At 74.1% G+C, this 15,473-nt stretch carries 8 protein-coding genes; 7 read left to right on the plus strand and 1 reads right to left on the minus strand.

The window, feature by feature from the left end:
* The first annotated feature begins 78 nt into the window (after window positions 1-78).
* The 4 genes from AC0VXQ_RS04420 (at window position 79) to cydC (ending at window position 8,094) form a co-directional block, all read left to right on the plus strand.
* Window positions 79-1,125, plus strand: coding sequence for a malate dehydrogenase (locus AC0VXQ_RS04420; RefSeq protein WP_217265788.1), 1,047 nt, complete (start codon window positions 79-81; stop codon window positions 1,123-1,125).
* Window positions 1,126-1,415: 290 nt separating this feature from the next.
* The gene (locus AC0VXQ_RS04425; protein ID WP_058730673.1) at window positions 1,416-3,002 is read left to right on the plus strand and encodes a cytochrome ubiquinol oxidase subunit I; all 1,587 of its coding nucleotides are present in this window, start codon (window positions 1,416-1,418) and stop codon (window positions 3,000-3,002) included.
* 9 nt (window positions 3,003-3,011) lie between these two features.
* Complete coding sequence (gene cydB / locus AC0VXQ_RS04430; RefSeq protein ID WP_475529251.1) at window positions 3,012-4,079, plus strand: cytochrome d ubiquinol oxidase subunit II; 1,068 nt, start codon at window positions 3,012-3,014, stop codon at window positions 4,077-4,079.
* Between the two features lie 7 nt (window positions 4,080-4,086).
* The gene (gene cydC, locus AC0VXQ_RS04435) at window positions 4,087-8,094 is read left to right on the plus strand and encodes a thiol reductant ABC exporter subunit CydC (RefSeq protein WP_058743520.1); all 4,008 of its coding nucleotides are present in this window, start codon (window positions 4,087-4,089) and stop codon (window positions 8,092-8,094) included.
* Between the two features lie 38 nt (window positions 8,095-8,132).
* Here cydC and AC0VXQ_RS04440 read toward each other — a convergent pair whose 3' ends face one another.
* Window positions 8,133-10,673 (minus strand): DNA gyrase/topoisomerase IV subunit A, encoded by a 2,541-nt coding sequence (locus tag AC0VXQ_RS04440; protein WP_058730296.1) that lies wholly within the window; start codon window positions 10,671-10,673, stop codon window positions 8,133-8,135.
* 138 nt (window positions 10,674-10,811) lie between these two features.
* Between AC0VXQ_RS04440 and AC0VXQ_RS04445 the strand changes: the two genes are divergently transcribed.
* The 3 genes from AC0VXQ_RS04445 to AC0VXQ_RS04455 all read left to right on the plus strand — a co-directional run bounded on the left by AC0VXQ_RS04445 (window position 10,812) and on the right by AC0VXQ_RS04455 (window position 15,471).
* A complete protein-coding gene (locus AC0VXQ_RS04445) occupies window positions 10,812-13,538 on the plus strand; it encodes a bifunctional acetate--CoA ligase family protein/GNAT family N-acetyltransferase (RefSeq protein WP_058730295.1) in 2,727 nt (908 codons plus the stop codon).
* Between the two features lie 113 nt (window positions 13,539-13,651).
* Window positions 13,652-14,251 (plus strand): DUF5998 family protein, encoded by a 600-nt coding sequence (locus tag AC0VXQ_RS04450; protein WP_058731494.1) that lies wholly within the window; start codon window positions 13,652-13,654, stop codon window positions 14,249-14,251.
* Entirely contained in the window at window positions 14,248-15,471 is a 1,224-nt protein-coding gene (locus AC0VXQ_RS04455; protein ID WP_242650417.1) for an alkaline phosphatase family protein, read from the plus strand. The genes AC0VXQ_RS04450 and AC0VXQ_RS04455 overlap by 4 nt, the downstream gene beginning before the upstream one ends.
* Window positions 15,472-15,473: the final 2 nt, after the last annotated feature.

Consider the following 15,473-nt stretch of genomic DNA (forward strand, 5'->3'; position numbering starts at 1 on the left):
GCCGGCCCATCCCTGTCGCCCCGTCGGCCCCGCGTCACACACGCGGGGCCGACGGGGCGGATCACTAGCCTGGGAACCATGCAGACCAGCACCACGACCACCGCCCGACTGCGCCGGGACCCCGTGACCGTCACCGTGACCGGGGCCGCCGGGCAGATCGGCTACGCCATCCTCTTCCGCATCGCCGCCGGTGAGATGCTCGGTCCGGATCAGCCGGTGCGCCTGAAGCTGCTGGAGATCCCCGCGGCCCTGCCCGCCGCCGAAGGCACCGCCATGGAGCTTGCGGACTGCGCCTTCGGCCTGCTGGACTCCGTGGAGATCACCGACGATCCCGAGGTCGCCTTCGACGGGGCGAACCTCGCCCTGCTCATCGGCTCCGCCCCGCGCCGACCCGGCATGGACCGCGGGGACCTGCTCTCCTTCAACGCCGCGATCTTCGCCGAGCAGGGTCGGGCCATCAACGCCGCCGCGGCCGAGGACGTGCGGGTGGCCGTCGTCGGCAACCCGGCCAACACCAACGCCCTGATCGCCGCCAGCCACGCCCCGGACGTGCCCCTGGGGCGCTTCACCGCCCTGTCCCGCCTGGACCACCTGCGGGCCGAGGCCCAGCTGGCCGAGGCCGCCGGGGCGCCCGTGCGGGACGTCTCCCGGGTGATCATCTGGGGCAACCACTCCGGAACCCAGGTCCCGGACCTGGACCACGCCCGCATCGGCGGACGCGGTGCCCGCGAGGTGCTCACCGAGCGGGGCCTGGGACAGGAGTGGATCACCGAGACCTTCATGCCCACCGTGGCCATGCGCGGACACGCGATCATCGCCGCGCGCGGCGGCTCGTCGGTGGCCTCCGCGGCCCACGCGACGCTGCGCCACGTGCGCGACTGGGTGCACGGCACCCCGGAGGGCACCTGGACCTCCATGTGCGTGCCCAGCGACGGCTCCTACGGCGTCGAGCCCGGGGTCATCTCCTCCGCCCCCGTCATCTGCTCCGCCGGCGGCTGGCGGGTCGTGCCGGACCTGGAGATGTCCGAGGACATCACCACCCGGCTGGAGGCCTCGGTGCGGGAGCTGCGCGCCGAGCGCCAGGCGGTGCAGGACCTCGGTCTGCTGGGTCCCCGCACCCGCTGAACCCGACATCGGGCGGCCGCGTCGATCCGCGCCCGGACCCCGTCTGCCGGACGGGGGCGGGGCGTGCGGCCGGAATCACCCCTGATCGCTGCGCCACACCCCGCAGCCCTCGGCGGCCCGGCTGCCGCAGGATCCCGCGGTGCGCCCCCGGTCACCCAGGCTGGATCCCAGGAGGCGGTGCTACGGTCTGGCCCATCGGCGCGCCCGCGCCCGCAACCGCCTCCCGACGGGCGGCGCGATGCCACGGGAGCGCCGCGCATCACCCTCTTCACGATCCCTCGAGGAGCAGCGTGGACATCGTCGACATCGCACGGTGGCAGTTCGGCATCACCACCGTGTACCACTTCATGATGGTCCCCCTGACCATCGGCCTCGGCACCGTCGTGGCCACCCTCAACATCGCGTGGGTGCGCACCCGCAGACCCGAGTACCTGAGGATGACCAAGTTCTGGGGCAAGCTCTTCCTCATCAACTTCATCATGGGCGTGGCCACCGGGCTGGTCCAGGAGTTCCAGTTCGGGATGGCCTGGTCCGAGTACTCCCGCTTCGTCGGCGACGTCTTCGGCGCGCCGCTGGCCATGGAGTCCCTGCTGGCGTTCTTCGTCGAATCCACGTTCCTGGGCCTGTGGATCTTCGGCTGGGATCGGCTGAAGCCCTGGGTGCACGCCGCGTGCCTGTGCTGCGCGGTGGTCGCCTCCCTGCTGTCCGCGTACTTCATCATCGTCGCCAACTCCTGGATGCAGCACCCGGTGGGCTACGAGATCGTCGACGGGCGCCCGGTGCTCGACGACATCGCCGCGGTGCTGACCAACAACACCGCGATCGTCGCGATCATCCACACCCTGTTCGGCTCGATCGCGGTGGCCGGATCCTTCCTGCTGGGCATCGCCTGGTACAAGCTGTGGCAGCGCCGCCGGGCCGGCATCGACACCGTGGATGCGCAGGGCCGGGTGGTCGTGGGCGAGGAGCCCACCGGCGCCCGGGACCGCACCGACTACCGGGTCTGGTGGCGCTCCCTGCGCATCGGCTGCCTGATCGGCATCGTCGGCTTCCTCGGCACCGCCTTCTCCGGGCACGTGCAGGCCCAGCTGATGATCCACCAGCAGCCGCTGAAGATGGCCTCCGCCGAGGCCGCCTGCCACGACGGCACGGCCTTCTCCGTGTTCACCTTCTCCAACCCCGGGGCGCGGGACTGCAACAACGTGCACACCGTCATCGAGATCCCCGGGCTGCTGTCCTTCCTCGCCCACGACAACTTCCACACCGACGTCGCCGGGATCAACACCCTGGTGCCCCAGTACGAGAAGGAGTACGGCACCAACCTCGCCCAGGACGCCAAGTACGGGGACCGAGCGGGGCAGGAGATCAACTACGTCCCGCTGATGATCGTCACCTACTGGGGCTTCCGGATCATGATCACGTTCGGCGGCCTGGCCGCGCTGGCCTGCGCCCTGGCGTGGTGGCTGACCCGCAAGGGCACCGTGCCGGAATCCCGGTGGCTGATGCGCCTGGCCGTGTTCGGGATCCTCGCGCCCTTCGGCGCCAACGTCACCGGGTGGGTGTTCACGGAGATGGGCCGCCAGCCCTTCGTCGTCGCCCCCAACCCGGATCTGCCGGCCAGCCAGCGCATCCACATGTTCACCGAGGCCGCCGTCTCCCCGACGATCACCCCCGGCGAGCTGCTGACCTCCCTGATCTGCCTGTGCCTGGTCTACCTGGTGCTGATGATCGTGGAGGTCTGGCTGCTGGCCAAGTACGTGCGCACCGGCGTCGTGGCGGCCATGCCGGAGCTGGTGCGGGACCCCGAGCACGATGACGACGACGCGGACGCGCCTGCCGGCCGACGCTCCGACGACGTCCTGGCCTTCGCCTACTAGGAGCACCCGATGATCGAGACCCTCGCGAACGAACCCGCGCTGAACACCGCCTGGTTCCTGGTGATCGGCCTGTTCTGGACCGGCTACCTGGTGCTGGACGGCTTCGACCTCGGCGTCGGGATGCTCATGGGCCGCATCTTCGCCCGGGACGAGAAGGAGCGGCGGCTGCTGCTGAACACCATCGGACCGGTCTGGGACGGCAACGAGGTCTGGCTGGTCACCGCCGGTGCCGCGACCTTCGCCGCCTTCCCGTTCTGGTACGGCGCCCTGTTCTCCGCCCTGTACCTGCCGCTGACCCTGCTGCTGCTGGCGCTGATCCTGCGGGCCGTGTCCATCGAATACCGGGGCAAGGGCTCCTCCGCCCGGTGGGCGCGCACCTGGAACGGGATCCTGGCGGTCTCCTCCGGGGCGATCGCCTTCCTCATCGGCGCGGCCCTGGCCCTGACCACCATCGGCCTGCCGCTGGATGCGAACGGGGACCGGATCGGCGGGGCCTTCGCGTGGCTGACCTGGCCCGCGGTGCTCGGCGGCCTCGGCTTCCTCGGCTTCGCCCTGGTCCACGGGCTGGCGTTCCTGGCCCTGAAGACCTCCGGGCCGGTGCAGGAGCGGGCCCAGCGGGCCCTGGTGCGCCTGCTGCCGGTGGGCCTGCTGCCCCTGGCCGGGTGGGTCCTGCTGGTGCAGGTGCGCGACGGCGTCGGCCCGACTTGGGCGCTGACCGGACTGGCCGTGCTCGGGGCCGTGCTGTCCTGGGCCTTCGCCCGCGCCGGGCGCGACGGGGCGAGCTTCGCCGGCAGCGCCGTGTTCCTCATCGCCGGGGCGGCGGCCGTCTTCCTGGCCGTGTTCCCCGTGGTGCTGCCCACGACCCTGGCCGGAGGAGCGGATCTGACCGTGACCAGCGCCGCCTCCTCCCAGTACACCCTGAAGATCATGACCATCGTGGGCTGCTTCGGCCTGCCCGTGCTGTTCCTGTACCAGGGCTGGTCCTACTGGGTGTTCCGCAAGCGCCTGCGCACCGAGCACATCCCGGACGCCCACGACGTGCGGGAGCTGGCCGAGCACCCGACCCGCACCGCCTGAGCCGCTGATGAGCCCGGCCCGCCCCGGCGTCGACCCCGGCGCCGATCCCCACCTCGCCACCGAGGCCGCCCCCGGTGCGCCCTCCGAGGCCGAGTCCCGGGGTGGGTCGTCCGCGCGGCCCCCGCTGGGGCCGAACGCTCGCAGGGCCCTGCCCGCACTGGGGCTCCTGCAGGCGATGCGCGCGGTCGGCACGGTGCTGTTCAGCCTGGGCCTGGCCGTGCTGCTGACCGGACTGGCCCAGGCGGGGCTGGCCGGCCTGTCGGATCCCGGCGCCGCCGGGCCCCTGCCCGAGTACATCGGCACACAGGTCCTGCGCGATGACGCCCTGCTGCCCGGGCTCGGCGGGTCCTGGACGCCCGGCGGATTCCCCGCGCAGCGTCTGAGCGCGGCCCTGGCGATCGCGGTCGGCGGCCTGGCGCTGCGGGCGGCGGGTGACTGGCTGCTGGGTGTTGCCGCCCGGCGCGCGGCCCGCGGCGCCCAGACCGAGCTGCGCGAGCGGCTGCTGCGCCGCGAGCTGCTCGGCGGGCACCTCGGCGCGGGCGGGGCGGCCGTGCTGATCACCCGGGGACTGGACGCCCTGGACGACTACTACACCCGGTCCGTGACCGCCCTGGTGGCCACCGGCGTCGTCCCCGTGATCCTGCTGGGCGTGGTGGCGCTGGTCGATCCGATCAGCGCGCTCGTGCTGGTGCTGACCCTGCCGCTGGTGCCGGTGTTCATGGTGCTGATCGGCAAGACCACCCAGCGGGACACCCGCACCGCCCAGGCCGGGCTGCTGCGGCTGTCCTCGCACCTGGCGGAGCTGGCCCGGGGCCTGCCCGTGCTGGTGGGGCTGAACCGGGATCGGGCGCAGCGGCGCGCTCTGGCCGAGCTGGGGGAGCGTTACCGGCGCACCACCATGACCACCCTGCGCTCGGCCTTCCTCTCCTCCCTGGCCCTGGAGCTGATCACCACGCTGTCCGTGGCGGTGGTGGCCGTGACCATCGGGGTGCGCCTGGTCAACGGGAGCCTGGGGCTGGACACCGGGCTGCTGGTGCTGCTGCTGGCCCCCGAATGCTTCCAGCCCCTGCGCGACGTCGGCACCGCCTACCACCAGTCCCAGGACGGGGTCGCGGCCCTGCGTCGGGCCGAGGAGATCCTCCGGGAGGACCCTGCGGCGACCGGGCAGGAGGAGCCGGGGGACGCGGCCGATGCTGCGCCGGGGGACGCGCCGGGCGCAGCGGCGGGTCGCCCGGTCCTGGCCGTCGAGGGGCTGAGCGTGACCTACCCCGGGCGCACCGAGCCCGCCGTGCACGACGTCGAGATGACCGCCCGGTCCGGGGAGATCACCGCGCTGGTGGGTCCCTCCGGGGCGGGCAAGACCACCCTGCTGCGCGCGGCCGCCGGGCTGCTGCCCGCGGGGTCCGCGGTGACCGGATCGGTGCGGGTGTGCGGCCCGGTGGCGTGGGTCGGGCAGGATCCCCGCTTCCTGGCCGAGACCGCCGCGGCGGAGACGGCCCTGTACGCCGAGCCGTCTCGGGCCGGGCAGTGGCTCGCGGCCGGCGAGGGCATCGGATCCCTGCCGGGGGAGAAGGACCGGGACCGGGGAGCCCTGGCGGTGCCCGGGGTGCGGGCGGCCCTGGAGCGGCTGGGCCTGCTGGGCCTGGCCCGGGTGGCCCCGGCGGCGCTGAGTGCGGGCCAGCAGCGGCGGCTGGCCCTGGCCCGCGCCCTGGCGCCCCTCCTGGCTCGCCGCGCGGACCCCGCCTCTGGCGCCCACGGGGTGAGTATCGATGGGCCAGGAGCCGACGGAACGGGAACCGAGGGGCCGGTGATCGACGCGCCCGGTGCTTCCGGGCCGGACGCCCACGGGCTGGTGCTGGTGGACGAGCCCACGGCCCACCTGGACCCGGCGGCCGCCGCGCGGGTGCTGGACAGCCTGCGGGCCCTGGCCGCCGCGGGGGCCGCCGTCGTGGTGGTCACCCACAGCCCGCGGGTGCGCGCCGTGGCCGATCGGGTCCTGCGCGTGGACGCCCGGGGCGCGCTCGGCCCGGACCCGGCCCCGGAACCCGCACCCGACGCGGCGGACCCGGCCAGGCAGGGGAGGACCGACGAGGAGCGAGCCCCGCGGGAGGCCGGGGCGCCGGACGCCGTCGCGGGGCCTGCCACCGCGGGTCCCACCGCCGCGGCCGACGGCTCCCGGCCCCGGGTGCGCGAGGTGCTGGGGATCCTGCGCCGGGTCACCGGCCTGCGCGCCCGCGCCCTGCTCGGGGCCCTGACCCTGAACACCCTGGCCGTCCTGGCCGGGGCCGCCCTGACCGCGCTGTCCGGGTGGCTGATCGTGCGCGCGGCCCAGCAGCCGGGGCTGATGTACCTGCTCGTGGCCATCACCGGGGTGCGCTTCTTCGGCCTGGCCCGGGCCGGGTTCCGCTACGCCGAGCGGCTGCGCACCCACGATCTCGCCCTGCGCGCGGCCGATGCGCTGCGGCTGCGCACCTGGAGCGCGACCGGCGCCACCGCCCTGGGCCTGCGCTCCCTGCTGCGCGGCCGGGAGTTCCTGCGTCGGCTGATCGCCGACGTCGAGGACCTGCGCGATGCCCTGCCCCGGGTGCTGCTGCCCGCCGCGACCGCCGTGCCCGTCCTGGCGGTGGCCGTCATCGCCACCCCGGTGTGTCTCCCGTCGGCCGCGTGGCTGATGGCCGGAGCCTGCGTCCTGGGGCTGATCGTGATCCCCGGCCTGGCCCTGCGGGCCGACGCCGCGGGGGAGGGGACCCAGCGGGAGGTGCGGGCCCGCGCCCTGGGCCTGGCCGCCGGGGTCCTGGAGAACCGGGAGGATCTGCGCGGCAACGGCGTGGTCGAGCCCGTGCTCGCGGTGTTCCGGTCCGCCGACGCCGCCGCGCACGCGGCGGCCCGCCGGGCGGCCTGGGCGACGGGCCTCGGTTCCGGCGGGCAGGTGCTGCTGTGGTGGGGCACCGCCCTGGGCACGGCGGCCCTGGCCTGGCCGGCCGTCTCCTCCGGTGCGGTCTCCGCACCGGTGGCGGCGATCCCCGTGCTGCTGGCCACCGCCCTGGTGGAGCCGATGACGGCGGCCACCGAGGCGATCCGCGCGTGGCCCGCCTTCGCCCGACTGACCCGGCGGGTCGGCTCCCAGGCGCAGGAGGGCACCCCGTCGGAGGTCGGAGATCGGACGGAAGACGCCGTCCGGGCCGGTGCGCAGGACCGCGCCCCCGCCGCACCCCAGGGGAGGGACCGTGCCGAGCGGGATGACGTCGAGCCGGCGGGCCTGGTGCTGCGGGAGGTCGCCGCGCGCTGGCCCGGGATGGACCGGCCGGCGGTGCGCGGGCTCACCGGAACCGCGGCCCGGGGACGCTGGTGGGGCATCACCGGGCCCTCCGGCTCCGGGAAGTCCACCGCGCTGGCGGTGCTGCTGGGCTTCCTGCCCCGCGAGTCCGGCAGCATCCGGGCGCTGGACCCCGCGGTCTCCGCCCCCGCCGATCCCGCCTCCTCCGCGGCGGGGCCCGAGCTCGGTCCGTCCCGGCTGCGCGGGCTGGCCGCCTGGTGCCCGCAGGACGCCTACGTCTTCGACTCGACCGTGCGCGGGAACCTGTCCCTGGCCCGGGACCGGGAGCACGCGCCCACCGACGATCAGCTGTTCGCCGCCCTGGAGCGGGCCGGTCTCGCGCAGGACGTCGCGGCCCTGCCGCAGGGCCTGGACACCCGGGTGGGCCCGGCCGGCGGCCTGCTGTCCGGGGGTCAGCGCCAGCGCCTGGCCGTGGCCCGTGCGCTGCTGACCGAGGCGCCCCTGCTGTACCTGGATGAGCCCACCGCCCACCTGGACGAACCCACCGCGCGCGCCATGATGGCCCGGCTGGCCGCGGGTCTGAGCCCCGGCCCGGGGGAGAACGACGCGACGGCGCCCGGCGTCATCGTCATCTCCCACCGCCCGGCGGACCTGGCACACTGCCGCAGCGTCCTGCGCCTGGCTCCGGGCACGGCCGACGCCCGGGAGCCGCACCCGGTGCCCGGCGAGGCGTCCTGAGGCCGCTGCGCTGGCCGCCCGCCGCCCGCGGGCCCGGCCTACGACGTCGGGCTCTGCCGCTGCCCGGCGTCGAGGCCGTCCAGGGAGGGGCCGACGGCGACGATGCCGCGCTCCAGCGGCACCCCGGACCCGTCCCTGGCACCGTGCTCGGTGGGCAGGGACCGGGCCACCCCGGACTTGGACACGGCCCGCACCGGGCCGGGCCCGGCGAAGGCCAGCGCCAGTCGGGACTCCCCGCGCAGGAAGCGATGCGCCCGCACCCCGCCGGTGGCCCGGCCTTTGGCGGGGAACTCCTCGAAGGCCGTGACCTTCGCGGAGCCGGCGCCGGTGCCGGGCAGGGAGTCGTCCTGGGCGGCGATGGTGACGACCTCGGCCCGCTGACCGGGGCGCACCACCCCGAAGGCCAGCACGGCGTCGTCCTCGGCCAGCTTGATCCCGGCCACCCCGGAGCCGGTGCGGCCCTGCGGGCGCACCTTGGAGGCGTCGAAGGTCAGCAGTTTCGCCGCCCGGGTGATGAACACCAGGTGGTCGTCATCGGCGGCCGCGGCGCACCCGAGGACCTCGTCGCGGCCCTTCAGGGTGATGACCTCCCAGTCGTCCCGGTTCAGCGGGTAGTCGGGATTCACCCGCTTGACCACCCCGTCCCGGGTGCCCAGGGCGATGACCTCGGAGGTCGGCACCAGGCCCACCACCCGCTCCCCGCGGGCCAGGGTCAGGAACTCCGCCACCGGCACCCCGGTGCCCAGGTTCGGCGCCTGCCCGCTCAGCTGCAGCACCGGCAGGTCCATCACGTTCACCCGCAGCATCCGGCCGGCACTGGTCACCGCCCCGACCTCCCCGCGTGCGGTCGCGGGGATGCAGGAGACCAGCGCGTCGTGCTTGATCCGCTGGCCCGGATCCGCCAGCCGCTCCCGGCCGCCGGGGGCCCCGGGGGTGCGTCCGAGCAGACCCGAGGCGGACAGCGCGACCCAGCACGGGTCGTCCGCGGTCTCCAGGGCCAGGCCCAGGCCCTTCCCGGTCTTCTTCGCCCCGGCCGGGGTCGCCGCCTTCGCCAGCTGCGCCAGATCGTCCGTCTCGGTGAGCACCGTGCGCCGGTCCGTGCCGTACTTCTCGGCCACCTCGCCCAGCTCCGCGGAGACCACCGAGCGCAGCGTCGCATCCGAACCGAGGATCTCCTCCAGCTCGGCGATGCGCGCGCGCAGCTCCTCCTGCTCCCGCTCCAGCTCGATCCGGGAGAACTTGGTCAGCTGCCGCAGCCGCAGCTCCAGGATGTGCTCGGCCTGCACCTGGGTCAGATCGAAGACCTGCATGAGCCGCGTGCGGGCCTCGGCGGTCTCCTCGGCGGCGCGGATGATCTGGATGACCTCGTCGATGTCCACGATGGCCAGCAGCAGGCCCTCCACCAGGTGCAGCCGGTCCTTGGAGCGGCCCAGCCGGTGCTCGGTGCGCCGGCGCACGACGTCGATCCGGTGGTCCACGTACACCCGCAGCAGCTCCAGCAGGCCCAGGGTCTGCGGCTGCCCGTCCACCAGCGCGACGTTGTTGATGCCGAAGGAGTCCTCCAGCGGGGTGTGCTTGTACAGGCTCAGCAGCACCGCGTGCGGGTTGAACCCGTTCTTCAGCTCCACGACCAGGCGGGTGCCGTGCTTGCGGTCCGTGAGGTCCACGACGTCGGAGATCCCGGACAGCTTCTTGGCCTGCACCCCGTCCTTGATCTTCTCGATGATCTTCTCCGGGCCCACCATGTACGGCAGCTCGGTGATCACCAGGCCCTGCTTGCGGGCGGTGACCTGCTCGATGCTGACCTTCGCGCGGGTCTTGAAGGAGCCGCGCCCGGAGGCGTAGGCGTCGCGGATCCCGGACAGCCCGACGATCGTGCCGCCGGTGGGCAGGTCCGGGCCCGGGATGAAGGCCATGACGTCCTCGAGGGTGGCCTGCGGGTGGGTGATCAGGTGCTGGGCCCCGGCGATCACCTCGCGCAGGTTGTGCGGGGCCATGTTGGTGGCCATGCCCACCGCGATCCCCGAGGAGCCGTTGACCAGCAGGTTCGGGAAGGCCGAGGGCAGCACGCCGGGCTGGGTGAACTGGTTGTCGTAGTTGGGCACGAAGTCCACGACGTCCTCGTCCAGGTCCCCGGTCATCGCCAGGGCCGCCGGGGCCATCCGCGCCTCCGTGTAGCGGGCCGCGGCCGGGCCGTCGTCCACGGAGCCGAAGTTCCCGTGCCCGTCCACCAGCGGCAGGCGCATCGCGAAGGACTGGGCCAGGCGCACCATCGCGTCGTAGATGGCCGCGTCCCCGTGCGGGTGCAGCTTGCCCATGACCTCCCCGACCACGCGAGCGGACTTCACGTGCCCCTTGTCCGGGCGCAGGCCCATCTGGGTCATCATGTACAGGATCCGCCGCTGCACGGGCTTGAGCCCGTCCCGGGCATCGGGCAGGGCGCGGGAGTAGATCACCGAGTAGGAGTACTCCAGGAAGCTGGTCTCCATCTCCGCGGAGACGTCCACGTCGACGATGTTCTCCACGACGTCGACCGGGAACTCCTCCTGCATACTCGAGCTCTTGCGGCGAGGGGCCATCGGTGATCCTTTGCGCTTCGGGGGTGGGCGGGGACGGTGCCGCACCAGTCTAGGTCACGCCCCACCCGGGCGGACCCGGGGCGACGCCGCGTCGTCACGCCCACCCGGAAGTGTGATGTGCCCGACTAGGATGGGGTCATGGCCGAGTCCGAGCAGCCCCCGTACCCCGCCCACTGGGAGGCCGACGTCGTCCTGCGCGACGGAGCCACCGCCCACCTGCGCCCCGTCCTGCCCACCGATCGGGACGCCCTGGAGCGGATGTACGCCGGGCAGTCCGAGCAGACCATCTACCTGCGCTTCTTCACCTACAAGTCGGCGCTGACCGCCAAGGAGCTGACCCGCTTCACCACCGTGGACCACACGGACCGGGTGGCCTTCGTGCTGATGCTCGGGGAGGAGATGATCGGCATCGGCCGCTTCGACCGCACCGGGGATCCCGCCGAGGCCGAGGTCGCCTTCTTCATCTCCGACGCCCACCACGGGCGCGGCATCGGCTCGATCCTGCTGGAGCACCTGGCCGCGGCCGGCCGGGAGCGGGGCATCCGCAGGTTCACCGCCGAGGTGCTGCCGGAGAACCGGAAGATGCTCAGCGTCTTCTCCGAGGCCGGCTACGAGCTGTCCCGCGGCTTCGACGACGGCGTGGTCATGGTCCACTTCGACATCGACCCCACCGAGCGCTCCCGCGCCGTCATGGAATCCCGGGAGCACCGCGCCGAGGCGAAGTCGGTGGCCCGGCTGCTCACCCCCTGGTCCATCGCGGTGATCGGGGCCAGCCGGGACTGGACCAGCCCCGGCCACGAGGTCCTGGTGAACATCGTGGAGGGTGGGTACACCGGCTCCGTCTACGCCGTGAACCCCGAGGCTCTGGAGGTCGCCGGGATGATGGCCCACCCCAGCATCGCCGAGGTCCCGGAGACCGTGGACGTGGCGATCATCGCGGTGCCCATCGACCGGGTCGCGCAGGTGGTGCGCGAGTGCGGGCGGGCCGGGGTGCGCGGGGTCCTGGTGATCACCAGCGGATACGCCGACGACGGCGCCCGCGGCCGGGCCCGCCAGCGGGAGCTGGTGCGCATCGCCCGGGACCACGGGATGCGCGTGATCGGCCCGGCGTCGATGGGCATGGTCAACACCGACCCCGAGATCCGCCTGAACGCGACCTTCGGCGAGCACGCCCCCGGTGGGGGCGCGCTGGGGCTGTTCAGCCAGTCCGCGGCCATCGGCGTGATGATGTACACCTCGGCGTTCCGCCGCAGCATCGGCGTCTCCTCCGCCTTCTCCGCCGGCAACCGCGCGGACGTCTCCGGCAACGACCTGATGCAGTACTGGGAGGACGACCCGCGCACCCGGGCCGTGTGCCTGTACCTGGAGTCCATCGGCAACCCCCGCAAATTCTCCCGGATCGCCCGGCGCCTGGCCCGCACCAAACCCGTCATCGTCGCCAAATCCGAGGTCACCGGGCGCCAGCTGCCCCCGGGACACACCGGGCGCACCAGCTCCGCCCCGCCGGAGGCGCTCAACGCGATGATGCGCCAGGCCGGGGTGATCCGCGCGGACACCTCCGAGCACCTGATGGACATCGCCCAGATCCTCGTCTCCCAGCCCCTGCCGCGCGGGCGCGGGGTCGCGGTGGTCTCCAACGCCTTCGCGCTGAGCCGGGTCATCGAGGACGCCTGCACGGCCCACGGGGTGGAGGTCCGCCGCCGCGAGGACGCCCTGGACACCTCCGGGCTGGAGACCGACCCGCGCGAGATCATCCGCGAGGCCCTGCTCGCGGCCCTGCGCGCCCCCGACGTCGACGCCGCCATCGTCACGCTGCTGCCCACGCCCCTGGCCGATCCCGACGAGATCGCCGCGGTGCTGATGGACTGCGCGGCCCAGACCGGCACCCCCGTGCTCGCCGCGTTCGTCGGGGTGCTGGACTCCTCGGCCTCGCGCCGCGGCATCTTCCCGTGCCCCCGCACCCTCGAGGAGTCCGCCGCGGGGCAGGAGGAGCCTCGGGAGCTGCCGGGGCTGCCCTGCTTCGAATCCCCGGGGGCCGCGGTCGGCGCGCTCGCGGCGATCATGGACTACGTCGACTGGCGGGAGAAGGAGGAGGCCTTCCTGGCCGAGGTGGACGGCACCGACGCCAAGGCGGTGCGGCGGCTGCTGCGCGAGGAGGCCCCGAGGATCCCGGGGGAGGGGCTGCTGGAGCTGGATCAGCAGCGCACCCGGCAGCTGCTCGGGGCCTACGGCATCGAGGTGCTGGAATCGGTGCCCTTCACCACCGAGGAGGAGGCGGTGCGGGCCGCCGAGCGCCTGGGCTACCCGGTGGTGCTGAAGACCACCGACGCGACCCTGCGCCACCGCCTGGACCTGGGCGGGGTGCGCCTGGGCATCGAGGACGAGGCCGCGCTGCGCCGGGACATCGCCCTGATGCGCCGGACCCTGCGCCCCTACGGGGAGGTCGGCCTGGAGGTCCAGGCGATGGGAACGCCCGGGCAGAACTGCGTCATCCGCGCCACCGAGGATCCCCTGCTCGGGCCCGTCGTCTCCTTCGGGATGGCCGGGGACGCGGTGAACCTGCTGGAGGACTGGGCCCACCGCGTCCCGCCCCTGACCCAGCGGGACGTGCGGCTGATGGTGCGGGCGCCGCGGGCCAGCCGCAAGCTGTTCGGCTACGAGGGGCTGCCGGTGGTCGCGGTGTCCCTGCTGGAGGAGCTGCTGGCCCGGGTGGCGCAGCTGAAGGACGCCCACCCGCAGATCGCGCGCCTGGAGCTGAATCCCGTCATGCTCTCCGCCGACGACCTCACGGTGCTGGGCGCCCGGGTGGATCTGGGCAACCCCCAGCGGCGCACGGACTCCGCCCGGCGCACCATGACCCGGTGATCCACAGGGCCTCCCGGGGCGGGCCGGGCGGGACGTAGAATGTCCGGACGGCGGGGTGCCGCGCACGGCGCGCGCCCCGCGCAGAGGATCAGCGGCACCAGGAAAGCGAGTCGATGGCAGAGTCGGGATATCAGGGACGGAAGCTGGAAGAGGACATCATCAACGCGGGCTTCTACCCGCAGCTGGTCATGGACGTGGTCACGGATGCCCTGGACGGGGCCGTGCCCACCTCGCACCTGGTGCAGGTGGAGACCCACTTCGATCAGACGGAGGTCCACCGGCACGTGACCGTCCTGGCCCTGGCCGGCGAGGTCGTGCAGGTGACCCACGTGGATGACCAGGCGCTGGACGAGGACGGCCAGGACGTGGTCGCCCACGTGTCCACGGAGACCGTCCCGATCCGCAACCTCACTTCCGTGACGCTGTCCTTCGCCTACCGCCAGCCCCAGGAGTACACCCCCCGCACCCCCGCCTCGGAGGTCACGCTGATGATGTCCTGGACCGGATCCCAGCGCATCGACGTGCAGCCGGCCGACTGCGCGGATCCCGCCTGCGAGGCCGACCACGGCTACACCGGGGTGGCCCCCCGGGAGGACGTCGTGCTGCGGATCTCCGCGGAGGCGGACGGCCCACAGGCGGTGGAGGACGCCAAGGAGTTCGCCCGGGCCCTGCGCCGGGCCAACACCGCCCTGTCCGGGACCTCCCACCTGTGAGCCCGAGCCCGCTGCGGGACCTGCTCGGGCGCGAGATGCCGCCCGCCCCGGCCTACGGCACCGGCGCCGTCGCCGACGCGCTGGCCTCCGCGGCCGCCCTGCACCGCCCCGTGCAGGCGCTTCCCGAGGATCACCGGCCCGCCGGGATCGGGGACCGGCTCGGCCTGTCCGCCGCGCTGGAACGGGCCGGGCGGCCCCCGGGCTCCTACCGCAACGTGTGCCTGGTCCTGGTGGACGGGCTCGGCGCCGAGCAGCTGGAGCGGCACCTGGGCTACGCCCCGACCCTGCGCCGGGCGGCCCGCCTGGCGGATCTGGACGCGGCCTTCCCCTCCACCACCGCGGCGTCCCTGGCCACTCTGGGCACCGGGCAGCCCCCGGGACGGACCGGGATGGTCGGCTACGACGTCGTGGACCCGTCCCGGCGCGTCGTGGTCAACCAGCTCTCCGGATGGGATCCGCAGGTGCTGCCCGAGGACTGGCAGCCGCTGCCGACGATCTTCCAGCAGCTGGAGGGCCTGACCGACGTCGTGACCGTCTCCCAGCGCGCCTACGCCGGGTCGGCCCTGACCCGGGCGGCCCTGCGCGGCGGGGACTTCGTAGCCGCCGGCTCCACCGTGGCCCGCGTGGCGAAGGCCGCCCAGCGGCTGCAGAGCCCGGAGCCCACCCTCATGTACCTGTACTGGCCGGAGCTGGATCAGGCCGGGCACCGGTACGGCGTGGATTCCCCCGCCTGGCGCGAGGCCCTGGAGGAGCTGGACTCCGGGCTGCGGCGGCTGCGCTCGCGGGCGGGGGAGGAGACCCTCATCCTGCTCACCGCGGATCACGGGATGGTCGACGTCGCCGCCGAGCACCGCATCTCCTACGACGAGCACCCGGAGCTGGTCGCCGGGGTGGAGCTGACCGCCGGCGAGCCGCGCCTGGTCCAGCTGCACCTGGCCGACCCCGAGGACGAGACCGCGCGGGGGCGCCTGATCGCGGCGTGGGGGCAGCGCTTCGGGGACCGGGCCTGGATCCTGGACCGGGAGGACCTGGTGCGCGCGGGCTGCTTCGGCGACCTGCGCGAGGGGGTCCGCGGACGCATCGGGGATCTGCTGATCGCCGCCTCCGGGGAGCTGGCCCTGTACGACCTGCGCCGGGTCTCCCCGCTGGCCAAGGGCATGGTGGGTCAGCACGGCTCCTGGACCGACGCCGAGCGGAAGGTTCCGCTGCTGGCCCTGTGAGC

This window comes from Rothia sp. QJM3NY_36 (genome assembly GCF_056173115.1).